This is a genomic window from Rhizobium sp. MHM7A (genome assembly GCF_005862215.1).
Lineage (GTDB): Bacteria > Pseudomonadota > Alphaproteobacteria > Rhizobiales > Rhizobiaceae > Rhizobium > Rhizobium bangladeshense.
In genome coordinates this window covers 649,462-672,599 of record NZ_VCHT01000001.1, presented here as the reverse complement: position 1 = coordinate 672,599, position 23,138 = coordinate 649,462, and the positions used below count along the sequence as shown (strand labels likewise).

The following is a 23,138-nucleotide window of genomic DNA, read 5'->3' as shown; positions in this document are numbered from 1 at the left end:
GGGCGGGGCAATTCTTGCTGAAAGGCGCGTGCCAATTTCGCGCGGTTAACCGGAGAAATTGATGGCTGAGGCCCCTGAAACAACGAAGTTCTTCGCAAACGGTGCGACGATTTTTTCGAACAAGCAAAATTCTGCTCTTGCGAGCTTCGCTAGAATCGCTGGCCTGGCTGCTGTTGTTACCACAGTCGCGCCGAGCGGCACTGGGGACGTTTCGCCCTCCAACACGATCACTGCTGACATTGCCGCAATCGACGAGATTAACAGGATCGTGACGTTCAAACCTTTGACCGAAACACTCAAAGTTGACGGACTAAAAGTCGAGCTTCCCACGACGACAGTCGCTAAGAAGTCGCCTCCTGTGTCCAATGGCGACGTAAACGCGATCATAGACGCGGTGACCAGCGACCTGAACGCCGGGAGCGTTTATCATCAATATGGCGACTACAAGGTTCCCCATAACGTTCTCAGGGACCTCGCCAGAGCGGCGAAAGACGCGGACTTCCCGACGGATTACTTGTTCGGGATCGTGGAGAAGGAAAGCGGCTTTGACTGTCATGCCGAACCACCGTCGGGATCAGCTCGTGGATGCATGCAAGTGATCGACCAAACATGGCTTCGCCTCGTAAAGGAATATGGAGCGAAATATGGGCTTGCGGAAGAGGCGGAGTTGGTTGAACTCACCTACAACAAGCGCAAACAGCCAGTCTACAAGGTCAATGACAGGGAAGAGGCGCGGCGTATCCTCGATTTGCGATATGATGCCTACTATGCGGCGGCATTAGCTGTTACGGACCTCAAGTCAGCTAAATCCAAAATAGAGAAAAACCTGTCGGCAAGATTCAACGACGATAACCTATACCTCCCTCATTTCATGGGAGAAGATCGCGCAGAAGCTGCTTTGGCCGCATATAAAAAACAACCAAACGCATCAGCCAGTAAGATTTTCCATCGCGAAGCAAGAGCTAACCCTGGCATGTTTTACGACGGCAAAGGACGTCGACGAGTTCCAATCGACGTGGCTGACTTCATCAAGCGCGCGCAGAATGTCATACTGAGCCGTAGTGCGAAGTACCACAACGTTGAGCAGGTGGCTCAGAAAAATAGCCTGGATTTCATCTCGACAGGAAGCATCCCCGTCCCCGTCGCCAAACCGAGCATCAGTAAGGACTCTTTCGTTTCAGCCATGAAGGCCCGAATTGCGAGCAGGAAACTGGCTGTACTCCAGAGTGACAACGTCGCAGCGTCTTATCGCGTCCTGGATACGGACCTTCAGCTCGAAGATAATGCAGGACCTAAGCTGTAAAACCGACCGCTAATTGTTGACATTTTAATCGGCGCTCCGTAAGGTCATGTCAACAATTTGGGGTGTGAAAATGAGCATTATCCAAGCCGTTGTTTGTATCTCGACCGTCTGCAGTCCGACTCCCGTAATCATCCGCGACGGCGACACGATTGTTGTCAATCAGGTCGCGTATCGATTGAAGGGAATCAATACCCCCGAAATCAGCGGAAAGTGCGAAAACAACAAGGAGCATGAGATCGACCTGGCGTTCCAAGCCAAGGATTATCTGACCATGCTACTTTCGTCGGGGGATGTGCATATTTACCGCGACGGGTATGATCGCTACCGCCGCGTGTTGGCGGACGTTGTGGTGAATGGCGAAAACGTCGGCGACCGATTGATCAAACAGGGCCTCGCTCGCAAGTGGACGAAAAAGTGGAGCAAGCAGCCAGAGCCCTGGTGCAAGTGAGGATAATGTCGTGTTGACTAACCTCTTTGTGGTGGCTGCCGTAGGTGTCTCTGGTGCTGAACCGGCAGCAAATATGTCACTTCCTGCCGATGTAAGCTCGAAAATCGGGCTGTATCTTCTTGTCTCTGCAGCGTGCGATCAGATGGTTGGCACTGATGCGGGACGGACAGCCAAGTCGACGTCGGGGCCGATTTTGCAAAGCTACGGCTTCACTAACGCAGAGGTTGAATCTATGATGAAGAAATTCGTCGGCAACAACCTTGACTACTACATCGCTTCCGTCGTCGAAGCTTCCGGCAATAGCAAGCCTGCTATCCGCTACTTTTGTTCGAGCACAATCAAGCAGAAACAGAAGGCGGTTGAAGAAATTAAGGCATACAATCAGCCTTAACCGCCCACATGGGGACAATTTTGCGTCAATTGCTTGACGGCAGAGTCCGTCAAGCCTAAATGCTTCAAAGTCTGGTGGTTCTCTGCGGAGTTAATCGTGGTCGGGACAGTTGTCGAAATCAGTGCGGGCGTGGCTTATTCAATCCACGAGAAGGACGCACAGATTGCAGCGACGCTGAAATCGTTCGCTCGCGACATTCAGGCATCGTTCATCGCATTTCACGTCTATAATCACGCGCAAGACCGGCAGGTCGTTTTTACTTCGGGGTTCCATGAGTTCTACGACGGCTACGTGGCCTCGGATGCTTTTCACGCGGACCCTGTAATGCAGGCGGCGCGAACCCAAAGAACTCCGTTCGATTGGCAAGACGTCATTTCTTCAGGCCAGGATAAGGAGAAGTTTTGCAGTGAGTTGTTGACTGCGGGAATTCACTGTCTGTCCATTCCCGCAGGGAATAAGGATTTCACCGCTGCACTTCATATTGCCTCTAATCTTCCGGAAGCGACATGGAGACATCACATCGCAGATGTTATCTGGTTTGGAACGATGGTGGCGAAGCAACTCTTTCAAAGAGTGTTGAGAACCAGGCCCACGGAAACACCAGAGATTAAGCTCGATAAAATACAGACTGAATGCTTATCGCTTCTTGCGGCAGGTAAAGATTTGGATGACGTTGCGACACTCACTGGAAAGCGGCAAGCAACGGTTTCGAGGCATGTCGCCGAAGCAATGTCTCGCCTGAATGCCAATAACCAAACCCATGCCATCGTAATGGCACATTTTCTAGGCCTGATCCTGATCGAGTAGATGTGGGAGCGAACTTATGATTCTGATCGAGGAGAAAAAGTATCTGGAGCTTCTACAACAGGCCCGTCAACTCGACACGCCCGAGAAGAGCTTCAGGTTTGTTTCTTTGATGAAAGAGGCATACGGCTTTGATCACGTGTCTTTCGCCACCTACGATGAGAGCGCAGATACGTACATACGAGTTTCTGGAACCTATCCGAAAGAGTGGATCGACTTCTATAGATCGGTTGAAAATAGGGAAAAAGTCGATCCCGTCCTAAGACATCTCAAACGTCACAAACCTTTCTTGTGGGCTGACATGACTGACATGAGCCCAGAGGAAAAGGAGCTTATGAAGAACAGCTATCGGCTCGGCATTGGACCCAATGGGTTCACCATTCCGTTTCGTAGTTCAGACGGTCACATGTCCTTTTTGTCGGCTACGCAAAATGACATCTCGGCCGAGGATTGGCGGAAAAAAGTGTCTGTCCTCAAAGGAGACTTGGTCGATATCGGCAAGATACTCCACGCGGCACTGCTCACCAGGATTGGCGTGCGACCGCCCTCAATCGATTTGTCCGAACGAAGCATTGCCTGCCTCAAGCTCAAGGGATGCGGGATGAATGAAGAGCAGATAGCGCGCACGCTACGCATCTCTACGCGCAGTGTCAAAAATCACCTCAAGACCGCACGCGAGGCGCTCGGCACACGTAACAACGAACAGGCGATCACGTTCGCATTCAAGCTTCGGTTCATTCCGCTCCCGGGTGAGGGGAGCCCGCAAATTTCGTCCTGACGATTTCGAAACCTGCTTCCCAATCACGAGCGACCAAAGTGTGATCGTCCCCTAGATTATGGGGTTGCCGGAACAGGACGCTAGTCAGACCTACTTCCTCAGCTGTGATCGCGTGACTAGCTAGATCATCGAAGAATATTGCCGACTTCGGCAAGCGGTCCAGGTGACTCCGCTTCGATGCATGCATATCCAGGATGTGGATTTCGTCAAACCGCAAATTCCGTAGATTTCTCTCACGTAAGGCCTTTGTCCTTTCGGAATTGCCAGGCGCTGTGATTGCGATCAGCTTCATTTCAGGGTGTAGATCACGAAGGCGCGCTAACGCACTCTCGAAGCCAGACATAATCGGCATCGAAGCAAAACCATCGTCCTGGCTGAAGTCCACCATCAATTGCATGATTTCGTCATACGACCTGCCAGGAAACATCGGGCTCATCGTATAACAGTCACAAGCGTCAGGTTCGCAGCCGACCTGGATTCCTTTGTTGATTGCCCACGCATGCATTCCTGCAGCGTGATTCAAAACAACTCCATCAATGTCGACCGCTAGAATTTTATCCGACGCCATAAAAGTTATTACCTTTTTCCTGTTCCACGATGATGCGCGAAAACCGGCCAGGACATCAAGGAGTTCTTTGCCGGTGTCACCATTTTTGACATTAAAACCCTGTTGCGAATTTATCACTAAATCCTTTCGCATGGCAAAAACGCCTCTGATTAGGGTTTCGCCGCCAAGGAATTCATGTCCCAATTATTCAGGTGACGCCGCGATGCGGCAATTCAAACGCCAAAACTGAAGGAAAAAACATGCGTAAATCGATTCTACTCGCTACCAGTGCACTTGCTCTGCTGGCTTCTGGTGCAGTTGCTTCTGCTGCTGACGCCGTCCCGACGCCGGAAGCTGCAGTTGCCGCTGAAGGCAGTTCGTACGTTCGCGTTTGCGACGCGTTCGGAACCGGCTACTTCTATATCCCGGGTTCTGAAGCCTGCCTGCGCGTCGGCGGCCAGATCGAATTCTCCGCTGGCTACGACAGCTTCCAGGACGAAGGCTACACGGCGACCGAAGCTCGCATCGACATCGAAACCGCTCAGGACAGCGAGTTCGGTGCCATCAAGACCAAGCTTCGCATTTCCAGCGACGTCAATCTCGACGGCTACACGATCCCGAGCGCCTGGGGTGCTGGCGTCGACCGTGACACCCAGCTCGAAATCGCAACGATCTCCGTTGGCGGCTTCTACGTCGGCTACGCCGAGACGCTGATCAACACCGACGTTCTTTACGGCGACATGCTCGACCTGGAAACGTTCGGCGATCTGAACTCGACCGCAATCGGTTACCTGTCGGGCGACCTGGGCGGTGGTGTTTACGCTGGCTTCGCTGTTGAAGACGCTCGCCGTGGTGGCGGTGCAGACTTCGCTCGCTTCGGCGAAAACGACAAGCCTGACCTGGCTGGCCGTGTAGGTGTCAAGCAGGCTTGGGGCACCTTCGACGTTTCGGGCCTCTACGGCACTGAAAACGAAAACTGGTTCGTCAAGGCAACTGCCGATCTCGATGTCGTCGAGAACGCTGGCTTCCGCCTGACGGCAGGCTACGGCGATGCTGGCAAGGACTCGTCTGACGACGCTTGGTTCGTTGCTGGCGCTGGCAAGTACAACTTCACGCAGTCGATCCTCGGCTTCGCTGGCGTAGGTTATGGCGAAGAGAACGACTTCGACGGCGTATCCGCCAATGCTGGTGCCGTCTGGACGCCGGTCGCCGGTCTCGACGTGAAGGGCGAAGTGATCTACACCGACATCGGTTCTGGTCTCGACACCTACAACACCAAGCTCTCGCTGGTGCGTTCCTGGTAATCATCTTTCCAGGAAAATTTAAAGGAGAGGCCGCAAGATCGCTTGCGGCCTCTTTCTTTTTGAAAAGTTTCCCTTTATGAAGCAGGAAATCTGATCGCTGTGGGGCTGGCGTAAGTGCAATTTGCATTGAACGAATTAATTAAAATCCAAGGTATTCTGGAAACGATGTCCGAACCCGCGTTCGTTGACGCCGTCGAATGCCTCATGTCCCAGGAGCCAAAGGCTGCCATCGCCGTGTTCAAGTGCGAACATTTTGGTGAATGCGTGGTTTCCCGGCTCCTAAGCGACGATATTGACGCTTTGTCGGAGGCCGACCTACAGACCATGGCAGGTATCGCCAATGATGAACTCGATAGGATCATCATGGCGAATGGCTGGGGCTCCATGACAGATCACGAGGTTGATCTGGGCCACGCGGATGTTCCAGAAGGTTTCGTTATGGAATTTAGGCCGGTCCTAAATTGACACAAGGTGTCATTTTTTAAAACGTAACCTGCCTCTCAAAGGAAAACATAGTGGCAGCAGGAGTCCTTTGCGGCCCTACATGCCGAGCGACGGTGAAAGCACTGGGGACCATCCTTCACCAGGTCTCCAGTCCATCTCGAACTCATTTCGTTCGGCCGTGGCTTTTACGACCGGTTCGATGAATGTTTTGATCTCGGCAACCACATTTGCGAATGGAAGAGGTTCCCGATAATCGATCTTCTTCAGAAACGCGTTCCAGGCGACGTTGTGGTCTTCGATGAACTCCGTTGACAATCCAACCATCTCAAGAAGCGGAACGGTTGTCTCGCGGAAATCGAACGTATTGCGAATAGCCTGAGAAAGAACTGGTCCGGAAAACTCTTGCGTTTTTGAAATCATCAGAAGGTCAAAATAATCTTTCAGCCTGGTGTTAATCATTCCGTGCTCTTCGATGATGGCCGATTTTTCCGCAACTACTGTCTCAATTGGATAGGCGAGTACAGTTGGCGCGGGGACCATGCTTCCAAGCATCGTCGGCATCACAAGCGTTCTCACTTCGGGAGTGATCTTATTTCCAAAACCAACGTCGACACTCAGATCGACTCTTGCTGTTCCGATCTTCGCGATCAGCGTGATCTTGCCTCCAGGGATACGTCCTTCCCTTACGGCTTTAATCTTCATCGAATCGAGGAGGATTTCTACACCATCGTCTACATTGCAATTCGTGACGACCTGGCGCATGACGTCACCGACCTTTTCAATCGTCCCATCGGTAAGGAAGCCATTGAAGTCGATGTCGTCTGACGGACGTAGAAGGCGGCCCTTGTAATAGGCACTCAACAAAACTCCGCCCTTTACGCAAAAGTTTCCAGCTTCTGGGGAGACAGATAGACGATAGAGCAAGCGCTCTTGAGCATAGCGTCGCAAGATCGCAGGCATCGCAATTCCGGTCTCTTTACTCAGAGCCTTCAATCGCGCCAGTGCGCTTTCACCTACATTTTTTGCCATGCCATTCTCCTGCCTTTTTGCAAGGCTCCTGCATGGCCATGATACTGACAAGTGAAGTTAGGTAGCTGACAGCCGCGCCTTGGCAGACTGCGTTGTTTCGATCACAATGGACAAGGTATCCCAGACACCATACCCGTTTGCGATGGCTCTCAGCGCTTTGGTATCAGGTGTCAGGTCAGGATGATCAAGGTAACGGCCAATGGCGTCCTGGATGCCTTCAGGATCAATGGCGAATCCCCGTCCCGTCTTGTTTACATAGGTGGAAAAGCGGAAGAGATCGACAATCGTCCGCTCCGGAGACGTGATCGACACGGGCGTGTTCTCGACAACAATCTTATCGACCCCTTCCTGAAGGTCGCGCTGGTTCCTGGTACGAATGAACTGGGCTCCACCTTCGATTTGCCATTTGTCATAACCTTTGAAGGCGTGCGGGATCATGACGACATTGGTTCCGCCCATCGATTCCGTCAGCCCATGATGAACAGCAGCGCTCAGCAAGCAGACTACGGCCTGTGGGTACGCCCTCGCGATACATGCCCAAATGAAGTTCGGGTCCTCCGCTTCCGTGGGAATGCGATAAATGCCGCGCATCGGCCTTTGCAAACGATCTTCGGAAACCAGCCGACTGATTGTCATCTTACTCATCCCGAGGCCGACAAGTTCCGCCGTTGTGAAAGGCTTATGCGCGAGCGCGATATCGGTCAGGATGTCCAGGACGTGCGCCATTGTTACCAATATCCCCATTTATTCAATCCTGGGGATAATCGTAACATAGCCTTGCCGCACCCGCAAGTATGTTACCAATCACCCCAATTCCAATTAATGGGGATAATCGTAACAAAAAATGCCTCCGAATGTTACTATGCACCACCCTTATGACCTTCGGGGAATTTGGTAACAAAATAAAATGACAATCCTTACGGCTTAGGTTGAGCCGCCGTCATCGAAACGTTACAATTCCTTCGTGGGGTGAATTTTAATCCTTAGTTTTAGGAGAACGCCAATGTCGCTCGAAGCACATGTTACCACTCTCAAGCGGAAACATTCCGATCTTGAGGATCAGATTTCCCGACTCGCGAACCATCCAAGCGCCGATCAGTCCGAAATCGTTACGCTAAAAAAGCGCAAACTCCGTTTGAAAGATAAAATCGAGCAAGCCACGCTCACTCACTAGGAATTCCCATCGGTACATAATTCCTTGGGTTGGGTTGTTCTAGGAACCGCTCGGCGTATCAGGTGACCCCGGTAGACACCTTACGTCAACCGTTTTATCGATCTTGCAGTTGACCAGACCGCAAGATCACTCAAACCCACGCGTAGCGTTGAACAGCCTGTCCCTGATGGTGCAGCCGACAGTGCGGTTCTGGTTAAGATCGAAGGTTTGGACATCCCTGTCGAACTCCGTATCCTCGTGCAGACCGACAGCAAGACGGCTCCTATCGTCGTTGTGGGCGGTCTAGACGACATCGAAACCCGTATTCTAACCCCGACGATCCGTTCTATCGTGCGCAACATTGCAGGCACAAACCCTCCCCGTTCCTAAGCGCAAGCCGGATGGCACGGCGATTGAAGGCGAATTCGAAACTCGTCCGTCCAAGGTTCTCGACCTTATCGAAAACCGCGAGGCAATCGAAGCCAGCATCGAAAGGCCATCAAGATCGAAGTCGTAAGGCCGGTATCGAAATCAAGGAAATCCGTCTAGGCGAATTGCTATACCGCCTGAACTCCTTGTATCGCGTCTCCGTGAACAGCTTGCTCAGCAGCTCAAGGTCACGTACCAGCGTGAAAAGGAAGCCCAGGACGAGCGCATCAACATCGAACAGGCTCGCGCTACGGCCGATCAGCAGGACACGCTCGTGACCGCTCAGATCAACGTGCAGGTTGCTGATCAGAAGGAAAAGGAACGGGAAGCTCTTGGTCGTGCCGAACGCAAGTACCTTGAAAACCTCTCGGCAGGTCAGAAGGCACAGGCAGTCGTCCTCGGTGAAGACCGCGTTGCCATGCTGCAGGCTCTCGACAAAATCCTCGAAACCCTCCATGACAAGCCTGAACTGGCGGCAATGGTGAACAAGTTCGTTCCGAACATCATGGTCACCGGCGATAATGGCGGCGGTCTCTCTGGCGCAGCAGCGATCCTTGGAAGCACGCTTATTCAGAAAATCGAGACGTCGGCAACCAAGAACTAGATCGAAGTTCGAATCATTTACGAAGGGCGGAGCCAACAAGGCTCTGCCCTTTTTGAATCTAAATACAAGAAGTTTCGCTTCGAAATTCGAATCGCAAATGTTGACATCTAAAGACGAGACTGTAATGTGGCCACTCATTTAGGAGTGTGCTGATGTTTATTCCGAAGGTCGACCTCCCCGAGGGAAAATCCGGTCCCTGGTCAGTCCAGCGTTTCACGATTGTGCCGAACGCTCCTGGTCTCCTCTATCTCTCTTTGAAAGGGCGAGCCCTCCCTCCAGGTGAGTACACACAGCTGGTTCATGAGAAACGCGGTTGCGTGATGAGCGACACCCCGGCCGAGATGAAAGACCACTATGACTTCATCCGTCAGGCGAAGGGCAATGTCCTGATCAACGGCCTCGGAATTGGAATGTCGCTGAACGCGATCCTGAAGAACGAAAATCAAGCGTCGAAGGTCGAAAAGGTTACGGTGGTTGAAATAGATCGCGATGTCATCGATCTGGTTGGCCCCCATTACCTCCGTGATCCCCGCGTCGAGATCGTTCACGCCAGCGCCTTCGATTATAAACCCCCGAAAGGCGTTCGCTACAACGCTGTCTGGCACGACATCTGGGATTCTATTTGCTCCGACAACCTGGCCGAGATGACATCGCTACACCGCAAATACGGGCGACGGGCGGACTGGCAGGGAAGTTGGTGCAGGAACGAATGCTTCGCGGGACGAGCAAGGATGTACGGATGACGGAGCAAAAGGCCATTACTGCTATCGACGCTGCCCTGCTTGAGCATCAAGGAGAAGGAGTGCTTTCGGTCAGCGGGAAAAAAATCATTTTCAAGAGGGGCAACCGACAGTGTACATGGTCCTACGGAACGAGTAAGGAAGCCAAAGAATCACTCAGGCTGCTTCGGGCGGCCCCGAAATACCGGAACAAGGTTTCGTCAATCTAGACCTCAGGCATGAATATGAATTCGATTACTACCCAATTCAACACCTTCTCCATTTCCGAAACTGTTCACGAGCAGTGGTCTGGAAAGAACCAACGTTCCTGGCATGTGCTACGCGAAGGAGAGCTGGTCGCCGAACTGACCTTCATTCTGAGTGACCAATTGATTCGGGTATCGCATCTAAAGGTCGGAGACGACAGCCTTTTCAATGAGATCGGCAGAGAGCTTTTCTTGCTTTTGCAGTCAAGCTACCCAAGCCACTGGCTTGAAATTCCTCCGCAGGCCTCAGGGGCAGCAGAAGAAATCTCCATTGGCAAAAGGAATAATGAGGATCGGCAGATTGCAGAATTGATCCTCAAGAAATTCGATGCTCAGATGGTCGAAGCAGAAAAGCTCTTCGAGCATATGAAGTCCTACCAGTGGGGCTTCAGCGGTCGCATGGAATTCTATGGGAAATTCCCCGACTTCTTCAATCAAGAAGAGGCCAGGGAAAAGTTGGTGGCGAAAGTTGAAGCTCTGCCCGAACACCTCGTTCGAGTATCACGTCCAGCACAAAGCCAGGTCGGGTCTTCATAAGGTCTCGCTTATTAGGTTTCCACGTCGAAGCCCGGCGATCCTTTTATCAGACCCGCTTCGATCTGGTGAGCAATCTTTTGCTTGAAGTACGTGATACGAGGCTGAACCATTGCGACTTCGTTCTCGACCGGACGAGCCCGGTCTCTGATTTCCTCGGGAGCCCAGGCAGAAGTTTTCTTTCCATAGTTCGCGACCGCCGTGTCGACAACGAGATGCCCGCACATCGCCGAGACCTCCTCGTTCTTGTACAAGGATTTCGAGTTGGCGACGAATTGGTGCCGAAGCGAATAGAGGGAGTAGGTTTTCCCCTTGAGGGAGGAAATCGCATCACACGCCTTATATAGCACCTGAGAGCACTGACGCTGCATGGCATCGAACTCCCCATCTCTAAGCCATTCGAAACCCCGCTCGGACATCCGACGGACGGCCGATATCGTTTCCTCGGAGCAATAACTCAGGTCCAGAGTACGAACGAGCCCCAGGGCCCGGCCGTTGGTCGCCTTGGCATTGAGAACGTAGAGCCAGACAGCCTTTCCATTGGGCATGGTCGGATCGTCTCGCACTTCGAAATCAGTTGAAGCCCACTCAATAGGTCGGAGGCCGGTCGCAAGGGTCGCGACCATCCAATCGACCATAGCCGCTGAGTGCTTCGACCTCGCAAACATCTTTAGATAGGAGAGGACCTGGTCGAAGTGTTTCTTCGGGAACCGCTTCTCCTTGTCTGCTGACGTTTTGCGGATAGCCTGTCTGGGATCGGCATCTGGATTGATCGGTTTCTTTTTCTTCTCACCGGTATCTTCATTGATATCGGCATCGAGAAGGTTGATGGCTTCGGACGTCCGTTCATGAGGCAGCGTATCCAGAACTGTGCGAATGCCTTGCTTGTACGGTCGCCACGCGCTCGCCTTGATGGTCGGCTTTATCGAAAAGCAGTAGTTCACGAAGTCGACGGGGTCGATGGCTTCCGCAGGAAGGTGGGTCAAGCTGGCAAAGCGCTTGTAGCGTTCCATCAGGCTTTCGCCCCGGCGCAGGTAATCTTCGTGCGTCTTCCGCGACCGGGTCTTTCCTTGGGCGACCGGAGACATGAGAGCCCCTGCATTCGGATCGCGACCGCGCGCAGCTGCCCTGTCGACAAGCATTTGTTTTCTGCTCTCAACGACGGCCAGGAATCGGGCTTCATCAGGCCCCGTTCTCTCCGCAGGTCTGTCCGGTCTCGGAGGGACAGGAATAGGCGGAATGCTGACTGAGCGGGTGGAGGCCCCTGCGCCAATTCGGGCTGGCTGCGGTCTATTGTCCATGATGTCAACACTGTATGATGATGGCGGTTTCGGCACTGGCCTCTTTGGAGGAGACGGCGGGGGGCGCGTCGCTCGGGACCTGGTATTGTCCATAATGTCAACATTGGAAGAAGGGGCGGTTTCAGCCGAGCTTTGGCCGGAGCCGGGCATGGTGGACTTGTCCATGATGTCAACATTGGAAGGGAGGGGCCGTGAGACGGGCCAGGTGGCTTGGCCTTGGCCGGGGGAGGGCGGGCTTCGGCGGATGACGACGCCTGCGTGGCTGCCAGGGGCGGCGACGGGCTGGTGAGCGGCGGGGCCGGTAGCCTTGGAGGCGAAGCCGGTTGGCTGGGGGGCGGGGCCTCCCATTTGGGAAGCTGATCCGTGAGCGCCTTGGCGGTCAGCGGGCTGATCTTGCATTTACGGGCTCCATTTATGGGCCTTTAGAGGGCCCTTTTAGGCGAGGACGGTTACGGACGGCCAAAAGGCCTCCTAATAAGAGTTTACTCGTTTCCCCCCATTACTTCATATTTTTTAATCGAAGTTATCCAACTTTGAATCGAAAATATCGAAACGCTTCGAATTTCGAAGGAAGAGAATCCGCACTACAAGGTGTTCCTCAACATCCTCGCAAAAACTCCGATTCAAAATAAAATATTTCCGATTCAAAAAATCGGGCTCTATCGGCGGATTTGTGATTTTTAGCTGCCCCAGCAGCAGCTTTTTTGCTGTCTTTCGGGATTCGGGAATCGAATTTATCAACGCACCGGATCACACCTTTTCACAACACCGAGGCGGGAAGGTCCACGCTCGGGCCACCAAATCGAAAGTCGAAAAATTCTGCGACACATCACTTCGTAATTCGAATCTATTCCGAAAAAGACCTCTATCCTACCAACAGGCAAATTATTCGAACTTTCGAATCATCTCTGTTGTCCGACCTCAATAAATCCTTGGACGGTTGTTTCGAAGTTCGAATCGATTTTGTTCACTTTTTGAATCGTACAGGACCATTTCCGAATCGTTTGCATCGACTTTCGAATCGAATGTGTGGAACCTGTTTTAAATTGCGGGCAACTTATGACACCGGCAAAAAACCTTGCCACGGCATTTTAACAAGGAGTTTTGGACTTGCGCCCATTGGATTTCGCGTCCAGCATCAATTGAGATGATGCCTGCACAAGGTGTTTTGGCGTGAAATTGTATCAGGAGAATGTCTGATGAAGTCAGTTCGAATTGTTTGGGGAGTGACGGCCTTGTCAGCGGCTGTTTTGCTTTCCTCTTGTGGCACAACACCCCAGGAAGCGCGGGTTGATAGCTCCTACATGGTGAGCGTCGAGAACCGCCTGGATAAGGCCGCTGAGCAGGCAGCAAAAGCGCAGACAGACCTTGCACGCATCCAGAAGGCTCGTACGAAACCCTCGCCGCTCCCGCTCGACGAAATCGGCATGAAGCTACCCGAGGAACTGAAGCGACCGGCGACCCTGGAATGGTCAGGCCCCGCCCATGAAGCCGCAAAGCGTATTTCAGCGCTTGTCGGTTATCAGTTCAGCGTCGTAGGCAATCCGCCTTCGATCCCACCCGTTATTCACGTGTCTCTCCAGGACGTACCAGCTGCAAAGGCCCTGGAACAGATCGGCTTGCAAGCGTTCCCGTTCGGCGAAGTTGCTGTTGATCCGAACCAGAAGCGCGTTGAATTCCGGTATCTGCAGGAACAGACGCAACCGATCACTCCGCGCGGCACCTCGCCGAGCTGGGGCAAGTAAGCAAGGAGTTCCTCAATATGCGCATTCGATTTCTCAGTGCGGTTTCTCTCGTTGCTCTCGTAGTATCTGGCTGCACGACCACGACCACTTCTCCACCGGTCGATGCTGTCAAAACCGCTTCGGAAGCGCCTTTGAGGGCTGATGTGAACACCGATTATGCAGCTGGTCGCGTCAGCATCCCGACTGCGGAGACGGCTTCCCTCAGCCAGATACTCGCTGAAACTGACAAGGCCCCGAAAAAGCCAGACGCCAAGGAAAACGAGGACCGGCTGCGCCTCCCGGCCATGCAGGAAGCTGCAACGGCTTACGGAGCACAGGCTGGCCTTGCTTACGCCACCCGCCAGATCAACAAGAAGCTTGAGAACGATTCTCGCCAGCTGACCCAGACATATGATTTCAAGCGTCTTATGATCCAGGGCCCAAACAACAGTATGCTGTTGCCGCCGGTCATCGTCGAAGCGGTTGATGCATGGGAGACCTCCGACGCCTCGAAAACGCTCCGTGTGGCCGACAAGGTCTACGAAATTGTTGACCAGACCCGATTTACTCCGGTCGCGCCGCTCTGGCAAACCTACCTGATCGTCAATTACGAAGAGCCCCCGAAGCCACCGGAACAGCTTCTTCCGAGGGATGAAGACGAGAAGAAAGCCTGGGAACGTTGGACTACAGAAGGCTGGAAGAAGGGCGAAGAGCAGGCCGAGGAAATCTTTCAGGCGAATCTCGACCGCCTGAACCGGGATTTCACCGGTATGGTCCGCTATCGCGCACTTCTTGAAGAGGGCAAGGTTTCCGGCCCGACCGTTGGCGACACCAATATGGGTACGACTGGGACAGGTCAGGATATGCGTGAAAATGATCGCCTTATGCGCATCACCCAGGACCCGTCACTGCAGGTGCAGAACCGTAAATGGGAAGCGCCTGTGACGACCAGCACGTCTACCGGTGAGCAGGTTGGCATCCCGGCCAACCAGACAAATGTGGTGACGGAAGAAAAGCCGAAACCCAAGCCGACCCGAAGGTCGACAAATACAGAGAGGAAGCCACAGCCGAAGAAGGTTGTGCCTCCTGCCAAGAAAGCCGTTGACAAGCCCACGACAAGTGGTGGCGACCGCTTCTAACCTGAATCGCATGGTGCGGAGTTTGAATCGAACACATCGAAATTCGAATCAAACTCCGCATTTCTCGAATCTATTACTTCTAATTTGGAATCAAATCTTACGAGTTTCGAAATGAACCTGGACGAATTACCAAGCATTATCCACGGAACTGATCCAGGCGAAATCATCCCCTTTTCCTTTGAAATCGACATGAAACGAACTCTCGATGATTCCTTCATCGAGAGCCTGGTCGAGTTCTGCAAGCTTAATAAACTCTCAGCTGCAGTTCTGGTTAAGGACCGCAAAGTTCTCGCAATCCATGAAGAGCAAGTCGTTGCGATTAGCAGTCGACCAGTCATGGAGTTCGAGGCAGACGATATTTTTACAACGATCAGCGCTGATGACCGCGATGCGGCAATAGCGGCAACCGGCAGATTTGAAGTCGATGATCTAGTTGTTACGCAAGATAACGTAGAAATTCCTTTCAAACGCGTCTACAGCGAAGAAAATGCGCTAGGCAGGATTTTTTACGTCAGGCTGGATGGGATCACGACCCATGCAGAAACATATGCCGAGCAACGCCTGTCCGACGATCCGTTTGCGGGACGACACAACGGCACATTCTTCGAGTATGACAACTACCTGAATGAGAAGAAATTCGACGACATGCTTCGGTGGGCTACCGAGCAAAAAGCGTCCGACATCAGCCTCCAGCCAAACATTCCGGTGATGGCTCAGATTGGCAGCGATATTGTCCCGATTACCCGCATCCCGATCAACACTGATGAGATTGATCGAATTGTGCGCCATGTCTCAAGCCAGTCGGGGCCAGCTGAAGTTTTGGGCGGCGCTGCTCTCGACCCAGCCCATGAAGTTTTTATCAAAAAGAAGGGGCGTATACGGTTCCGCGTGAATGTGACCGGCGGCAGGAGCTACGGGGGATCGAGCGCTCAGATCAGTATTCGAAGTCTTCCGACGACGCCCGTTGATATCAAACTTCTGAATCTAGAGCCGGAGCTGATCCACGCCGCTACCAACCCCAAGATGGGGCTCGTTCTATTCTGCGGTCCAACAGGATCGGGTAAATCGACAACCATGTCTTCACTGGTTCGCTACAAGGTGGAACTGCCAGACGGGAACATCAAGGTCCTGGAATTCTCCCAGCCGATTGAACACGTTTATGACGCCCTAGTCATGCCATCGTCGTTTGTGTTCCAGACAACTGTCGGTCAGGAGCTTCGTGACCCGGATGGAGGCTCCGATTTCGCTTATGCCGTGAAGAACGCTATGCGTCGTAAGCCTCATTGGATCATTATCGGCGAGTCGCGCGATACGGACACAATGCAAAACACGCTGGCAGCATCTCAATCAGGCCATCTGGTACTCTCGACAATGCACTCGACCAGCGTCGCCAATACGATCAGACGTGCTGTCAACATGTTTCCGGAGAACGTTCGCCAGCAAATGGCAATCGACATCATGGAACAGCTCCGTCTGATTTGCGTCCAGCAGCTTATCCCAAAGATCGGCGGAGGTCGGATAGCGATCAGGGAATTCATGGTGTTTGGCGAAGAAGTTCGGGAGAAATTCCTCCGCGAAGAAACAAGAAAATGGCCGAGCCTGACCAGACGCCTATTCGCAGAAAAATCGGTGATTGGGCAATCCATGAACGAGGCGGCGCTGCGAGCACTGATGGCCGGACAGATTACTGAAGAAGAGTACGAGAAGGCAGCGGCTACAGGGATTGACGTTTAATAACGGCCATCAAAAACTTAAAGGAGAAGGTTCGTGCCACACTTTAGAAACACATATAAACCAGCACGGTTCTTTTTTATGGACGTGCGGGTCGGCGTGGTCCTTATGGCCTCAATGCTTCATATCCGTGGTTACACAATTGCCATCGATCTTCTAGCCGTGGCGCTGGCCTGGTACATCGAACGTCTCGGCATGGGACTACCAGGAGGCCTCAGAGCTTTCCGGGCGTGGCTTGCCGGGCCATACCGACCGGGGCTTCCGAACCATAAGATCAGGAGGAAAGTTGACTTCCAGTATATTCGGCTCCCTTGGCAGCAGGAAGCTTACAACGGCATGATTGACCTAAAGGCGGTTGTCGTCACCAAGACGGAAAACGACCGGATGGTGAGCAGCAAAGCAGAAATTGTTCCGGGAAAACAGAGGTAAGCGCGATAACGGCGGCGACGTCGCTTTTCCGCAACATTTCGGCTGAAAGCGGAATCGGAAACAAAGAAAAATGAATCGTAATTATCGTTTTGCTTTGACCATTCCAAAAAGCCGCTCACAATAAAATCTAAGCACACGAGCCAATAGGCTTTTGAAAGGAAATCCTTATGTCCTTAAAGGAAAACGCGCCGCTCATCGTCGCTGTCGATGACGGCTACGCCCAGATCAAGCAGTACAGCGAAACTCCAGATGGCCGGATCATCAAGACCCGAATTCGCTCCTCAGTCCGTTCAGGTCGCTACGGCATTGGGTCCGTTTCCGGCGAAGGTATGATCGGACTCTATGGCACTGAAGTCGGTCCATTCACTGTCTCTGACGAGATTGAGTCCGAAAACACGCAGTTCGACGGTTTCCACACCTCCCCAATGAACCGTGTGCTGGTGAACCACAGCATTCTCTCTTCTGAGAAGGGAATCTATGCAGGTCAGGAAATCAATCTAGTTACCGGTCTTCCGGTGAGTGACTATTTCCTTCCGACAGGCTTCAAGAACGACGAAAAGATTCAGGCGAAGACCTCGAACCTCATGAAACCAGTGGAACTTCTCTCTGGTGGCGTCGCACCGTCCATCCAGTCTGTCACCGTTGGCTGTCAGGCCGTTGCTGCATGGTTCGACTATGCCCTCGATGACAAGCTTGAAAAGCGCGGCGACGTTTCGGGCGAAGTTGCCATCATCGACATCGGCGGGCGGACCACGGATATCGCTGTCGTTATTGGCGGTCATTCTGTGGATCATCAGCGCTCGCGTAGCACCAATATGGGCGTCCTCAACGTCTACAACGATGTCTCCAAGGGCATCCTTGCTCATTTCAAGCTCACAGACGAGCTTAAGATCAAGGTCATTGATGAGGCCGTTCGCACCGGCAAAATCACGCTCTGGAATGAGGAACACGACGTGTCCAGCATCGTGGATCGCGTCATTGCCGAGTACCAGGACAAGATCGCCCGTGAAGTTGAGCGCCGTATCAACAGTGGCGCGACCATGTCGGCTATCGTATTCGTAGGTGGCGGTTCGGCTCTATTCTCGAAAATCGCTAATGAGTTCCGCAATGGCAAGATCATTGATGATCCGGAATTCTCGAACGCTCGCGGCCTGTTCAAGTTCGCCAAACTCAAGTCCTTGGCCGGGAAGTGAGAACATGGTCGTTTTCACTTCGGAAAACCACTGGGTAACAGCTGCCACCTTCGGGCTGACGGCTGACCCGACGTGGGCGACCGAAGTTTCAGGCGAGACTCAGAATGCCTAAGGTGGACATCTCACTCAAAAGGTCTGTCGCGATCCAGCTGTACCTGAAAGAAGGTATTGCGGACGAGGACTTGTTGCTTCGCGTGTGGAACCTGGCGCAGCAAAAGGGTAAGGCTCGCGGGCAGAACCTATTTCGCGCGATGCTCACTGCAGGTCTCATGGCCCTTACCGAAAACGGTCAAATGCCTGAGGAGATCGTCGAGTCGCTAAATCTCGACATGCTCGTCGACAAGAAAATCAGGCGTAAGCGACGCATCGAGGAGGCGAGGAACCCTCAGTCAGCAGCGCAGGGGCACCCGCCTGCAGGCTTCGGCTACCCGCAGCCTTATCCGCCGCAATTTGTGCCTCAGCCGTATCCGGCCCAACCCTACTATCCCCCGCAGGTTGCCCCATTCTCGCAGCATCCGCAGGAGGGCCCGTACGAGGCTGCACCTCGCGTTCACGACCATACCCCTCAAAAGATCGCAGAACCGCACCCAGCGCCCGCGAGAACGAACGAGAGGCCACCCCAGATCGCCAGAGAAGATAAGCGTCCGATTTCTGGTGAGGTAGCCGCCGACGAAACTCCGATGAACAATGGGAATGGCGAAACGAAGGGCTCCGACACGAAGTCCTTCCTCGATCTAATGTGAGCAAGAAGGATTTAAGATGGCAGGCCCCAAAAAACCAAATGACAACGATAGCAATACAGAGGCCTATCTTTTCGTAATCCTGGCGTTCATCGCCATGGTTTGCCTTCTGATCTGGTTCAAGGCGAGGGCGGTTATCGTGCTCCCCTTGCTCGCTATCGACTACGTTTTCATCCTGCTGCTGGAATACACCATTGGCATCGGAGAAAATGGTCAGAAGTACAAGGAGTACATCGGCTATTTCTTTGACGGGACATATAGCGCCTGGACAGACATCTCGTGGCCAGTATTCCTTCAGATTCGGTCCACCGTCGGTGGCCAGGTGAACATTGTTCTAGCTGCCATCATCATAGGCCTTGGTGCCTGGTTGATGCTCAAGATGAAGGGCAAAGGTTTCAGCCGTCGCTTCGGCTTGGCTGACAATCTACAGAAGAAAAAGCAGGACCGGCCAAGCTTTGGCAAATACCAGTCAGAAGAGTGGAAGGTCGCGACATATTCCGCTCAGTTCGATCCAGATGGCCGGGACAAAGATGTACGCCCTTCTGATCGTCCGACCGATTGGCTAAAGGCGCACGGCATTTCCTGGGAAAATGGACGCTTTGATGTGGAAAACAAAGCCAAGGTATTCGACGCGTTCAAGGCTCAGCTCGGCGCGCCTTGGCACGGTTTTAAGCGTGCAAGCCTCCACGTCCAGGCGATCCTTATTCTGGGCAGTCTCCACTACCTCGGTTCGATGGAAAAATATTACAAGAAGTATCAGGCGCTCGCTGTCAAAGAGCGCGAAATCCTGAACATTGCATGGGCGGGAGACAACAACGGTGAAAAGGCATCGCAGGACCTGGTCAATCGATACAAGGACACCGAAGAAGTTATCAAAGTCATCGACCATTTCTGCAAAAACTTCGGCTTTGAGAACACAGCGGTCTTCGGCTTCATGTCGATCACGAAGAAGAAGTCCGGGATTCTCAAAGATGCGGACATGGGCTACGTCAAGCGCTTCGACCGATCTTTGTGGTACACGCTCAACAACAATGGCCGCCACGCCTTCCTCATCGAGGGAGCAGGTGTCGTCAACCACTGGAAGGCAGAAATGACACATCTGAACGCCCTTCGAGAGCCACGTGTGGAAGAAGCCGTGCTTGGCCTGGAGCGATACCTCAATGATCAGGGCATCATGTCGCTGAAGCAGTTCTTCACACACGAAGAGATCGTTTGACAGCTGCTACAGAGATGTAATCAAGGAAAAGGCCCCAGTCGGGGCCTTTATCATTTCCGGGCTTAGATCACCTTAGGCCCCCTTGACGCATCACCTGATACATCGAACTCAGCGTCGGGCCGTTCCGGATCGAATTCGGTCTGCTTCCACACTGAAAGCTTATCCTTTAACGCAACCAGCGTCTCTTTGGATATCCGGATGTTGGATTTCACGCGATATTCCCAATCCTGGAGGGCCGATGCCCATCCCTTGTGCTCTGGGGTAATTTCGATCACTTGACCCCTGCTATTCTTCACCGAGAGCGTTGTCTTTGTATCCTTTTCCGCCAGGTCGTTCTCGCGGCGGGTGATATGGTTCTCCATTCCGGTGATAGCCGCCCGCAGCCCTTCGTCAGAGCGCTCCAGCGGCTTATAGTGAATGCCCATGCAGCTTGCAGTCTGCATGCCCTCCCATGGGCGTTCGTACCCATGGTGGACCATTCTGTTGGATTGCACAGCGATACCACGGAAGCAGCACGGACAGGTGCGAACCACTTTGTTTGGATTTTCGGGCTTGGGATCGGGGTTCGGCTCTCTTCCTTTGACAATATGAGCCTTGAGGCTGTTGACCGCGTCGGTAAGTGGCTGCAGCTCATTTAGCAGGTTTCGCGCCGCTTCAACGGCCGGACCTTCAAGCTTGGTCTTATCAGCACGCTTCTTCGCTGCGGTAACGCCATGTAGCCCGCTGACGCGAACATCCCAGCCGAATTGATACAAGTCTTCCGATTGCGCGCGCTTGCCCCAGAAGTAGGGCTCATCGATCAGCTTTTCCCATGCGTGATCGACGAACCGGCTCAACGCGTCCTTCGATTCCTTCCACGCAATGTTTCTGATTTCGCCTCGACGCAGACCGGTATCGATGTAACGAAGGGCTTTGACGTACCGCTCTTCCGATTGCAGGCCACGGCCGACAATGTATGCGGTCAGCAAGGGAAAGTCGGAAGGGCGGATATTGGTAAAGTCAGAAGTGTCAATCGAAAGGTCTTTTTCGGACATTGTAGCGGTCTCTGAGGAGTTCTGAGCTTCAGCCTATCCTGGTCATCGGAAAGGTGCAATTTCGGTTCAAAACAATTCTGTCAACATTAGGCTTGACGAGGCCGAATTGATCTACTAGGTTTGAAGCATGACGAAAAATTGCACACCCACGAATGCTCTGCGAATACGGTAAGCCGGTCACGAAAGTGAACCAGACACTGTATCTCAGGGCTGCGCACGGGTGTGCATGAGGGCCTTATACCCCCTTTGGCGCTTGATTAGCGCCCACGCTGGGTTCGAGTCCCAGGCGGCCTACCAAACTCATTTCAAAACGAAAAGTCCTAATCCGGGCAAGGCGACGAGCTAACATCTTCTTTACGCGGATGCGCAGGCAAACCATTTTTGTGTGAGCCGGTATAGCGGTAACGCCGAGCTTCTACATTCTTCAAATGCAGGCTCCCCGTGGGCGCTAACTCCTTATGCGGGTCAACAGCTAACGCCCAGGAAAGCATTGTAACACTGTAAACCTGATGAGCCAGACAGCTTCGGGGATTAGCGCTGGCTGCAAGAGGGATTTATACCGTTCCACCAAACTTACACCAACCTGATCATGTATAGACATTCTCCGGTTTGCTGTTGATTTCCTGTTTCGCTGGGGACGGTTTCACCTTCACCGACTTGCGACGACGGCCAGCGCCTTCCCCTCCACAGGCAGCCACCGTGGAACTCACGGCGATATGCCTTACAGCATAATTCTCAAGATTGATCGAGGCGTTGACATCCCGGTCATGGAACGCTCCGCACTCTTCGCACGTCCACTGACGCTCCTTCAGCGTCAGCTTGTCGTGCTTCCACCCGCAGCAGTGGCAGAGCTTTGAACTTGGAAACCACTGATCCGCAGCAACGACAATCCCGCCACGCATGTCGGCCTTGTAGGTCATCTGTCGACGGGTCTCGAAGAAACCCATGTCGGCCGTCGCCCTGGCACGTCTCCGGTTTTTCAACATACCTTTGACGTTCAACCCTTCCATGCCGATGGTATGGAAACGCCTCGTGACGTCTGTCGTCAGCTTATGCATCGCATCGTTACGGATGTTGGCAATCCGCATATGAAGCTTTGCAAGCTTCACCCTCGCCTTGGTCCGGTTCTTCGAACCTTTCACTTTGCGGCTCAGGCTGCGGGACAGCTTCTTCACTCGATTGAGCAGCTTCTTGTGGGGTTTCGGTCCTGCGACCTTCTCCCCATTCGAGAGCGTTGCGTGGGTCGTCAGACCGACGTCCACACCTGTTGCGCCTTGGTTTTCGGCTTTTGGCAGGTGCTTAAGATTGTCGAGTTTGACGTTGAAGGAAACGAACCAACGGTCTCCCTTGCGGGAGACCGTTGCGGACTGGACTTTTCCTTCAAAGCGCAACGGCTCTCGCATCCGCACCCAACCGAGATTCGGGATGCGGATGCGAGAGCCGTTCAAGGTGAACTTGTCATTAGTTAGGGTGAAGCGGTCATCAACGCCTTTCTTCTTGAAAGCTGGATATTTAGCGCGTCCGGCCCAAAAATTTTTGTACGCTTCCCCGAGCTGAATAATAGCCATCTGCGGGGCGTTCTTGGTGACTTCCATCATCCAAGGAAAGTCCGTGCGCTTAATTCTGTTCAGATGCCGTCGGAGTGACATCTGCGATGGTCGAGCCAGACTGTTGTCCGCCTTCCAGGCGGCGTATTGCTTCTGCCACTCGGTCAATGCCCAGTTATAAGCGAATCGAGCCGTTCCGGCGGCTTTCGCGAAATAGGTTCGCTGCTTATTGTTCGGGTCGAGCGCGATTTTGTGAGCAAGCATCATAAATATAAAAAGCTAACCGTTGAATATCGATCAGGAACAACACTTTAACCTATATTCCAAGCGC

Annotated in this window: 24 protein-coding genes and 1 tRNA gene; 19 read left to right on the top strand and 6 right to left on the bottom strand. The window is 53.0% G+C overall.

What is annotated here, in order from left to right:
• Positions 1 to 61 precede the first annotated feature (61 nt).
• The 5 genes from FFR93_RS03985 (at position 62) to FFR93_RS03965 (ending at position 3,724) form a co-directional block, all read left to right on the top strand.
• Positions 62 to 1,303, top strand: coding sequence for a lytic transglycosylase domain-containing protein (locus tag FFR93_RS03985; protein ID WP_138392076.1), 1,242 nt, complete (start codon positions 62 to 64; stop codon positions 1,301 to 1,303).
• 70 nt (positions 1,304 to 1,373) lie between these two features.
• Positions 1,374 to 1,751 (top strand): thermonuclease family protein, encoded by a 378-nt coding sequence (locus FFR93_RS03980; protein ID WP_171049065.1) that lies wholly within the window; start codon positions 1,374 to 1,376, stop codon positions 1,749 to 1,751.
• Positions 1,752 to 1,761: 10 nt separating this feature from the next.
• Positions 1,762 to 2,142 carry a hypothetical protein gene (locus FFR93_RS03975; RefSeq protein ID WP_138392074.1) on the top strand — a complete coding sequence of 127 codons (381 nt, stop codon included), beginning with the start codon at positions 1,762 to 1,764 and terminating at the stop codon, positions 2,140 to 2,142.
• A 96-nt stretch (positions 2,143 to 2,238) separates the two neighbouring features.
• Positions 2,239 to 2,949: an autoinducer binding domain-containing protein gene (locus FFR93_RS03970; protein WP_171049064.1), complete on the top strand. Its 711-nt coding sequence runs from the start codon at positions 2,239 to 2,241 to the stop codon at positions 2,947 to 2,949.
• A gap of 16 nt (positions 2,950 to 2,965) precedes the next feature.
• On the top strand, positions 2,966 to 3,724 hold the full coding sequence (locus tag FFR93_RS03965; protein WP_138392072.1) for a LuxR family transcriptional regulator: 759 nt from the start codon (positions 2,966 to 2,968) through the stop codon (positions 3,722 to 3,724).
• Here FFR93_RS03965 and FFR93_RS03960 read toward each other — a convergent pair.
• Positions 3,681 to 4,424: a hypothetical protein gene (locus tag FFR93_RS03960; RefSeq protein WP_138392071.1), complete on the bottom strand. Its 744-nt coding sequence runs from the start codon at positions 4,422 to 4,424 to the stop codon at positions 3,681 to 3,683. The genes FFR93_RS03965 and FFR93_RS03960 overlap by 44 nt on opposite strands.
• 107 nt (positions 4,425 to 4,531) lie before the next feature.
• On the opposite strand from FFR93_RS03960, the gene FFR93_RS03955 reads away from it, so the two are divergent.
• Positions 4,532 to 5,575 (top strand): porin, encoded by a 1,044-nt coding sequence (locus tag FFR93_RS03955; RefSeq protein ID WP_138392070.1) that lies wholly within the window; start codon positions 4,532 to 4,534, stop codon positions 5,573 to 5,575.
• A 114-nt stretch (positions 5,576 to 5,689) separates the two neighbouring features.
• On the top strand, positions 5,690 to 6,040 hold the full coding sequence (locus FFR93_RS03950) for a hypothetical protein (protein WP_138392069.1): 351 nt from the start codon (positions 5,690 to 5,692) through the stop codon (positions 6,038 to 6,040).
• A gap of 75 nt (positions 6,041 to 6,115) precedes the next feature.
• Here the strand turns inward: FFR93_RS03950 and FFR93_RS03945 are convergent, their stop codons facing one another.
• Positions 6,116 to 7,048 (bottom strand): nucleotidyl transferase AbiEii/AbiGii toxin family protein, encoded by a 933-nt coding sequence (locus tag FFR93_RS03945; protein ID WP_138392068.1) that lies wholly within the window; start codon positions 7,046 to 7,048, stop codon positions 6,116 to 6,118.
• A gap of 57 nt (positions 7,049 to 7,105) precedes the next feature.
• Entirely contained in the window at positions 7,106 to 7,774 is a 669-nt protein-coding gene (locus tag FFR93_RS03940) for a type IV toxin-antitoxin system AbiEi family antitoxin domain-containing protein (protein ID WP_171049063.1), read from the bottom strand.
• Positions 7,775 to 8,051: 277 nt separating this feature from the next.
• Between FFR93_RS03940 and FFR93_RS03935 the strand changes: the two genes are divergently transcribed.
• From FFR93_RS03935 to FFR93_RS03920, 4 genes are all read left to right on the top strand, one after another.
• Positions 8,052 to 8,222: a DUF465 domain-containing protein gene (locus FFR93_RS03935; RefSeq protein WP_138392066.1), complete on the top strand. Its 171-nt coding sequence runs from the start codon at positions 8,052 to 8,054 to the stop codon at positions 8,220 to 8,222.
• A 682-nt stretch (positions 8,223 to 8,904) separates the two neighbouring features.
• Positions 8,905 to 9,234 carry a hypothetical protein gene (locus tag FFR93_RS03930; protein ID WP_138392065.1) on the top strand — a complete coding sequence of 110 codons (330 nt, stop codon included), beginning with the start codon at positions 8,905 to 8,907 and terminating at the stop codon, positions 9,232 to 9,234.
• 152 nt (positions 9,235 to 9,386) lie between these two features.
• Positions 9,387 to 9,977 carry a hypothetical protein gene (locus FFR93_RS03925; protein WP_138392064.1) on the top strand — a complete coding sequence of 197 codons (591 nt, stop codon included), beginning with the start codon at positions 9,387 to 9,389 and terminating at the stop codon, positions 9,975 to 9,977.
• A gap of 215 nt (positions 9,978 to 10,192) precedes the next feature.
• Entirely contained in the window at positions 10,193 to 10,756 is a 564-nt protein-coding gene (locus tag FFR93_RS03920; RefSeq protein WP_138392063.1) for a hypothetical protein, read from the top strand.
• An 11-nt stretch (positions 10,757 to 10,767) separates the two neighbouring features.
• Here the strand turns inward: FFR93_RS03920 and FFR93_RS03915 are convergent, their stop codons facing one another.
• A complete protein-coding gene (locus FFR93_RS03915; RefSeq protein WP_138392062.1) occupies positions 10,768 to 11,766 on the bottom strand; it encodes a hypothetical protein in 999 nt (332 codons plus the stop codon).
• A 1,487-nt stretch (positions 11,767 to 13,253) separates the two neighbouring features.
• Between FFR93_RS03915 and FFR93_RS03910 the strand changes: the two genes are divergently transcribed.
• The 7 genes from FFR93_RS03910 (at position 13,254) to FFR93_RS03880 (ending at position 20,226) form a co-directional block, all read left to right on the top strand.
• On the top strand, positions 13,254 to 13,799 hold the full coding sequence (locus tag FFR93_RS03910; RefSeq protein WP_138392061.1) for a DotD/TraH family lipoprotein: 546 nt from the start codon (positions 13,254 to 13,256) through the stop codon (positions 13,797 to 13,799).
• Between the two features lie 17 nt (positions 13,800 to 13,816).
• Positions 13,817 to 14,917: a type IV secretory system conjugative DNA transfer family protein gene (locus tag FFR93_RS03905; protein ID WP_138392060.1), complete on the top strand. Its 1,101-nt coding sequence runs from the start codon at positions 13,817 to 13,819 to the stop codon at positions 14,915 to 14,917.
• Positions 14,918 to 15,028: 111 nt separating this feature from the next.
• Positions 15,029 to 16,651 carry an ATPase, T2SS/T4P/T4SS family gene (locus tag FFR93_RS03900; protein WP_138392059.1) on the top strand — a complete coding sequence of 541 codons (1,623 nt, stop codon included), beginning with the start codon at positions 15,029 to 15,031 and terminating at the stop codon, positions 16,649 to 16,651.
• Positions 16,652 to 16,684: 33 nt separating this feature from the next.
• On the top strand, positions 16,685 to 17,077 hold the full coding sequence (icmT, locus tag FFR93_RS03895) for an IcmT/TraK family protein (RefSeq protein ID WP_138392058.1): 393 nt from the start codon (positions 16,685 to 16,687) through the stop codon (positions 17,075 to 17,077).
• Positions 17,078 to 17,244: 167 nt separating this feature from the next.
• The gene (locus tag FFR93_RS03890) at positions 17,245 to 18,270 is read left to right on the top strand and encodes a ParM/StbA family protein (protein ID WP_138392057.1); all 1,026 of its coding nucleotides are present in this window, start codon (positions 17,245 to 17,247) and stop codon (positions 18,268 to 18,270) included.
• A 104-nt stretch (positions 18,271 to 18,374) separates the two neighbouring features.
• Positions 18,375 to 19,013 (top strand): hypothetical protein, encoded by a 639-nt coding sequence (locus tag FFR93_RS03885; protein WP_138392056.1) that lies wholly within the window; start codon positions 18,375 to 18,377, stop codon positions 19,011 to 19,013.
• Positions 19,014 to 19,029: 16 nt separating this feature from the next.
• On the top strand, positions 19,030 to 20,226 hold the full coding sequence (locus tag FFR93_RS03880) for a hypothetical protein (RefSeq protein ID WP_138392055.1): 1,197 nt from the start codon (positions 19,030 to 19,032) through the stop codon (positions 20,224 to 20,226).
• Positions 20,227 to 20,288: 62 nt separating this feature from the next.
• Here FFR93_RS03880 and FFR93_RS03875 read toward each other — a convergent pair whose 3' ends face one another.
• A complete protein-coding gene (locus tag FFR93_RS03875; RefSeq protein WP_138392054.1) occupies positions 20,289 to 21,260 on the bottom strand; it encodes a hypothetical protein in 972 nt (323 codons plus the stop codon).
• A gap of 207 nt (positions 21,261 to 21,467) precedes the next feature.
• On the opposite strand from FFR93_RS03875, the gene FFR93_RS40680 reads away from it, so the two are divergent.
• Positions 21,468 to 21,557: transfer RNA gene (locus FFR93_RS40680), tRNA-Ile, on the top strand.
• 290 nt (positions 21,558 to 21,847) lie between these two features.
• On the opposite strand, the gene FFR93_RS03870 is transcribed toward FFR93_RS40680, so the two are convergent.
• Complete coding sequence (locus tag FFR93_RS03870) at positions 21,848 to 23,074, bottom strand: RNA-guided endonuclease TnpB family protein (RefSeq protein ID WP_138392053.1); 1,227 nt, start codon at positions 23,072 to 23,074, stop codon at positions 21,848 to 21,850.
• Positions 23,075 to 23,138: the final 64 nt, after the last annotated feature.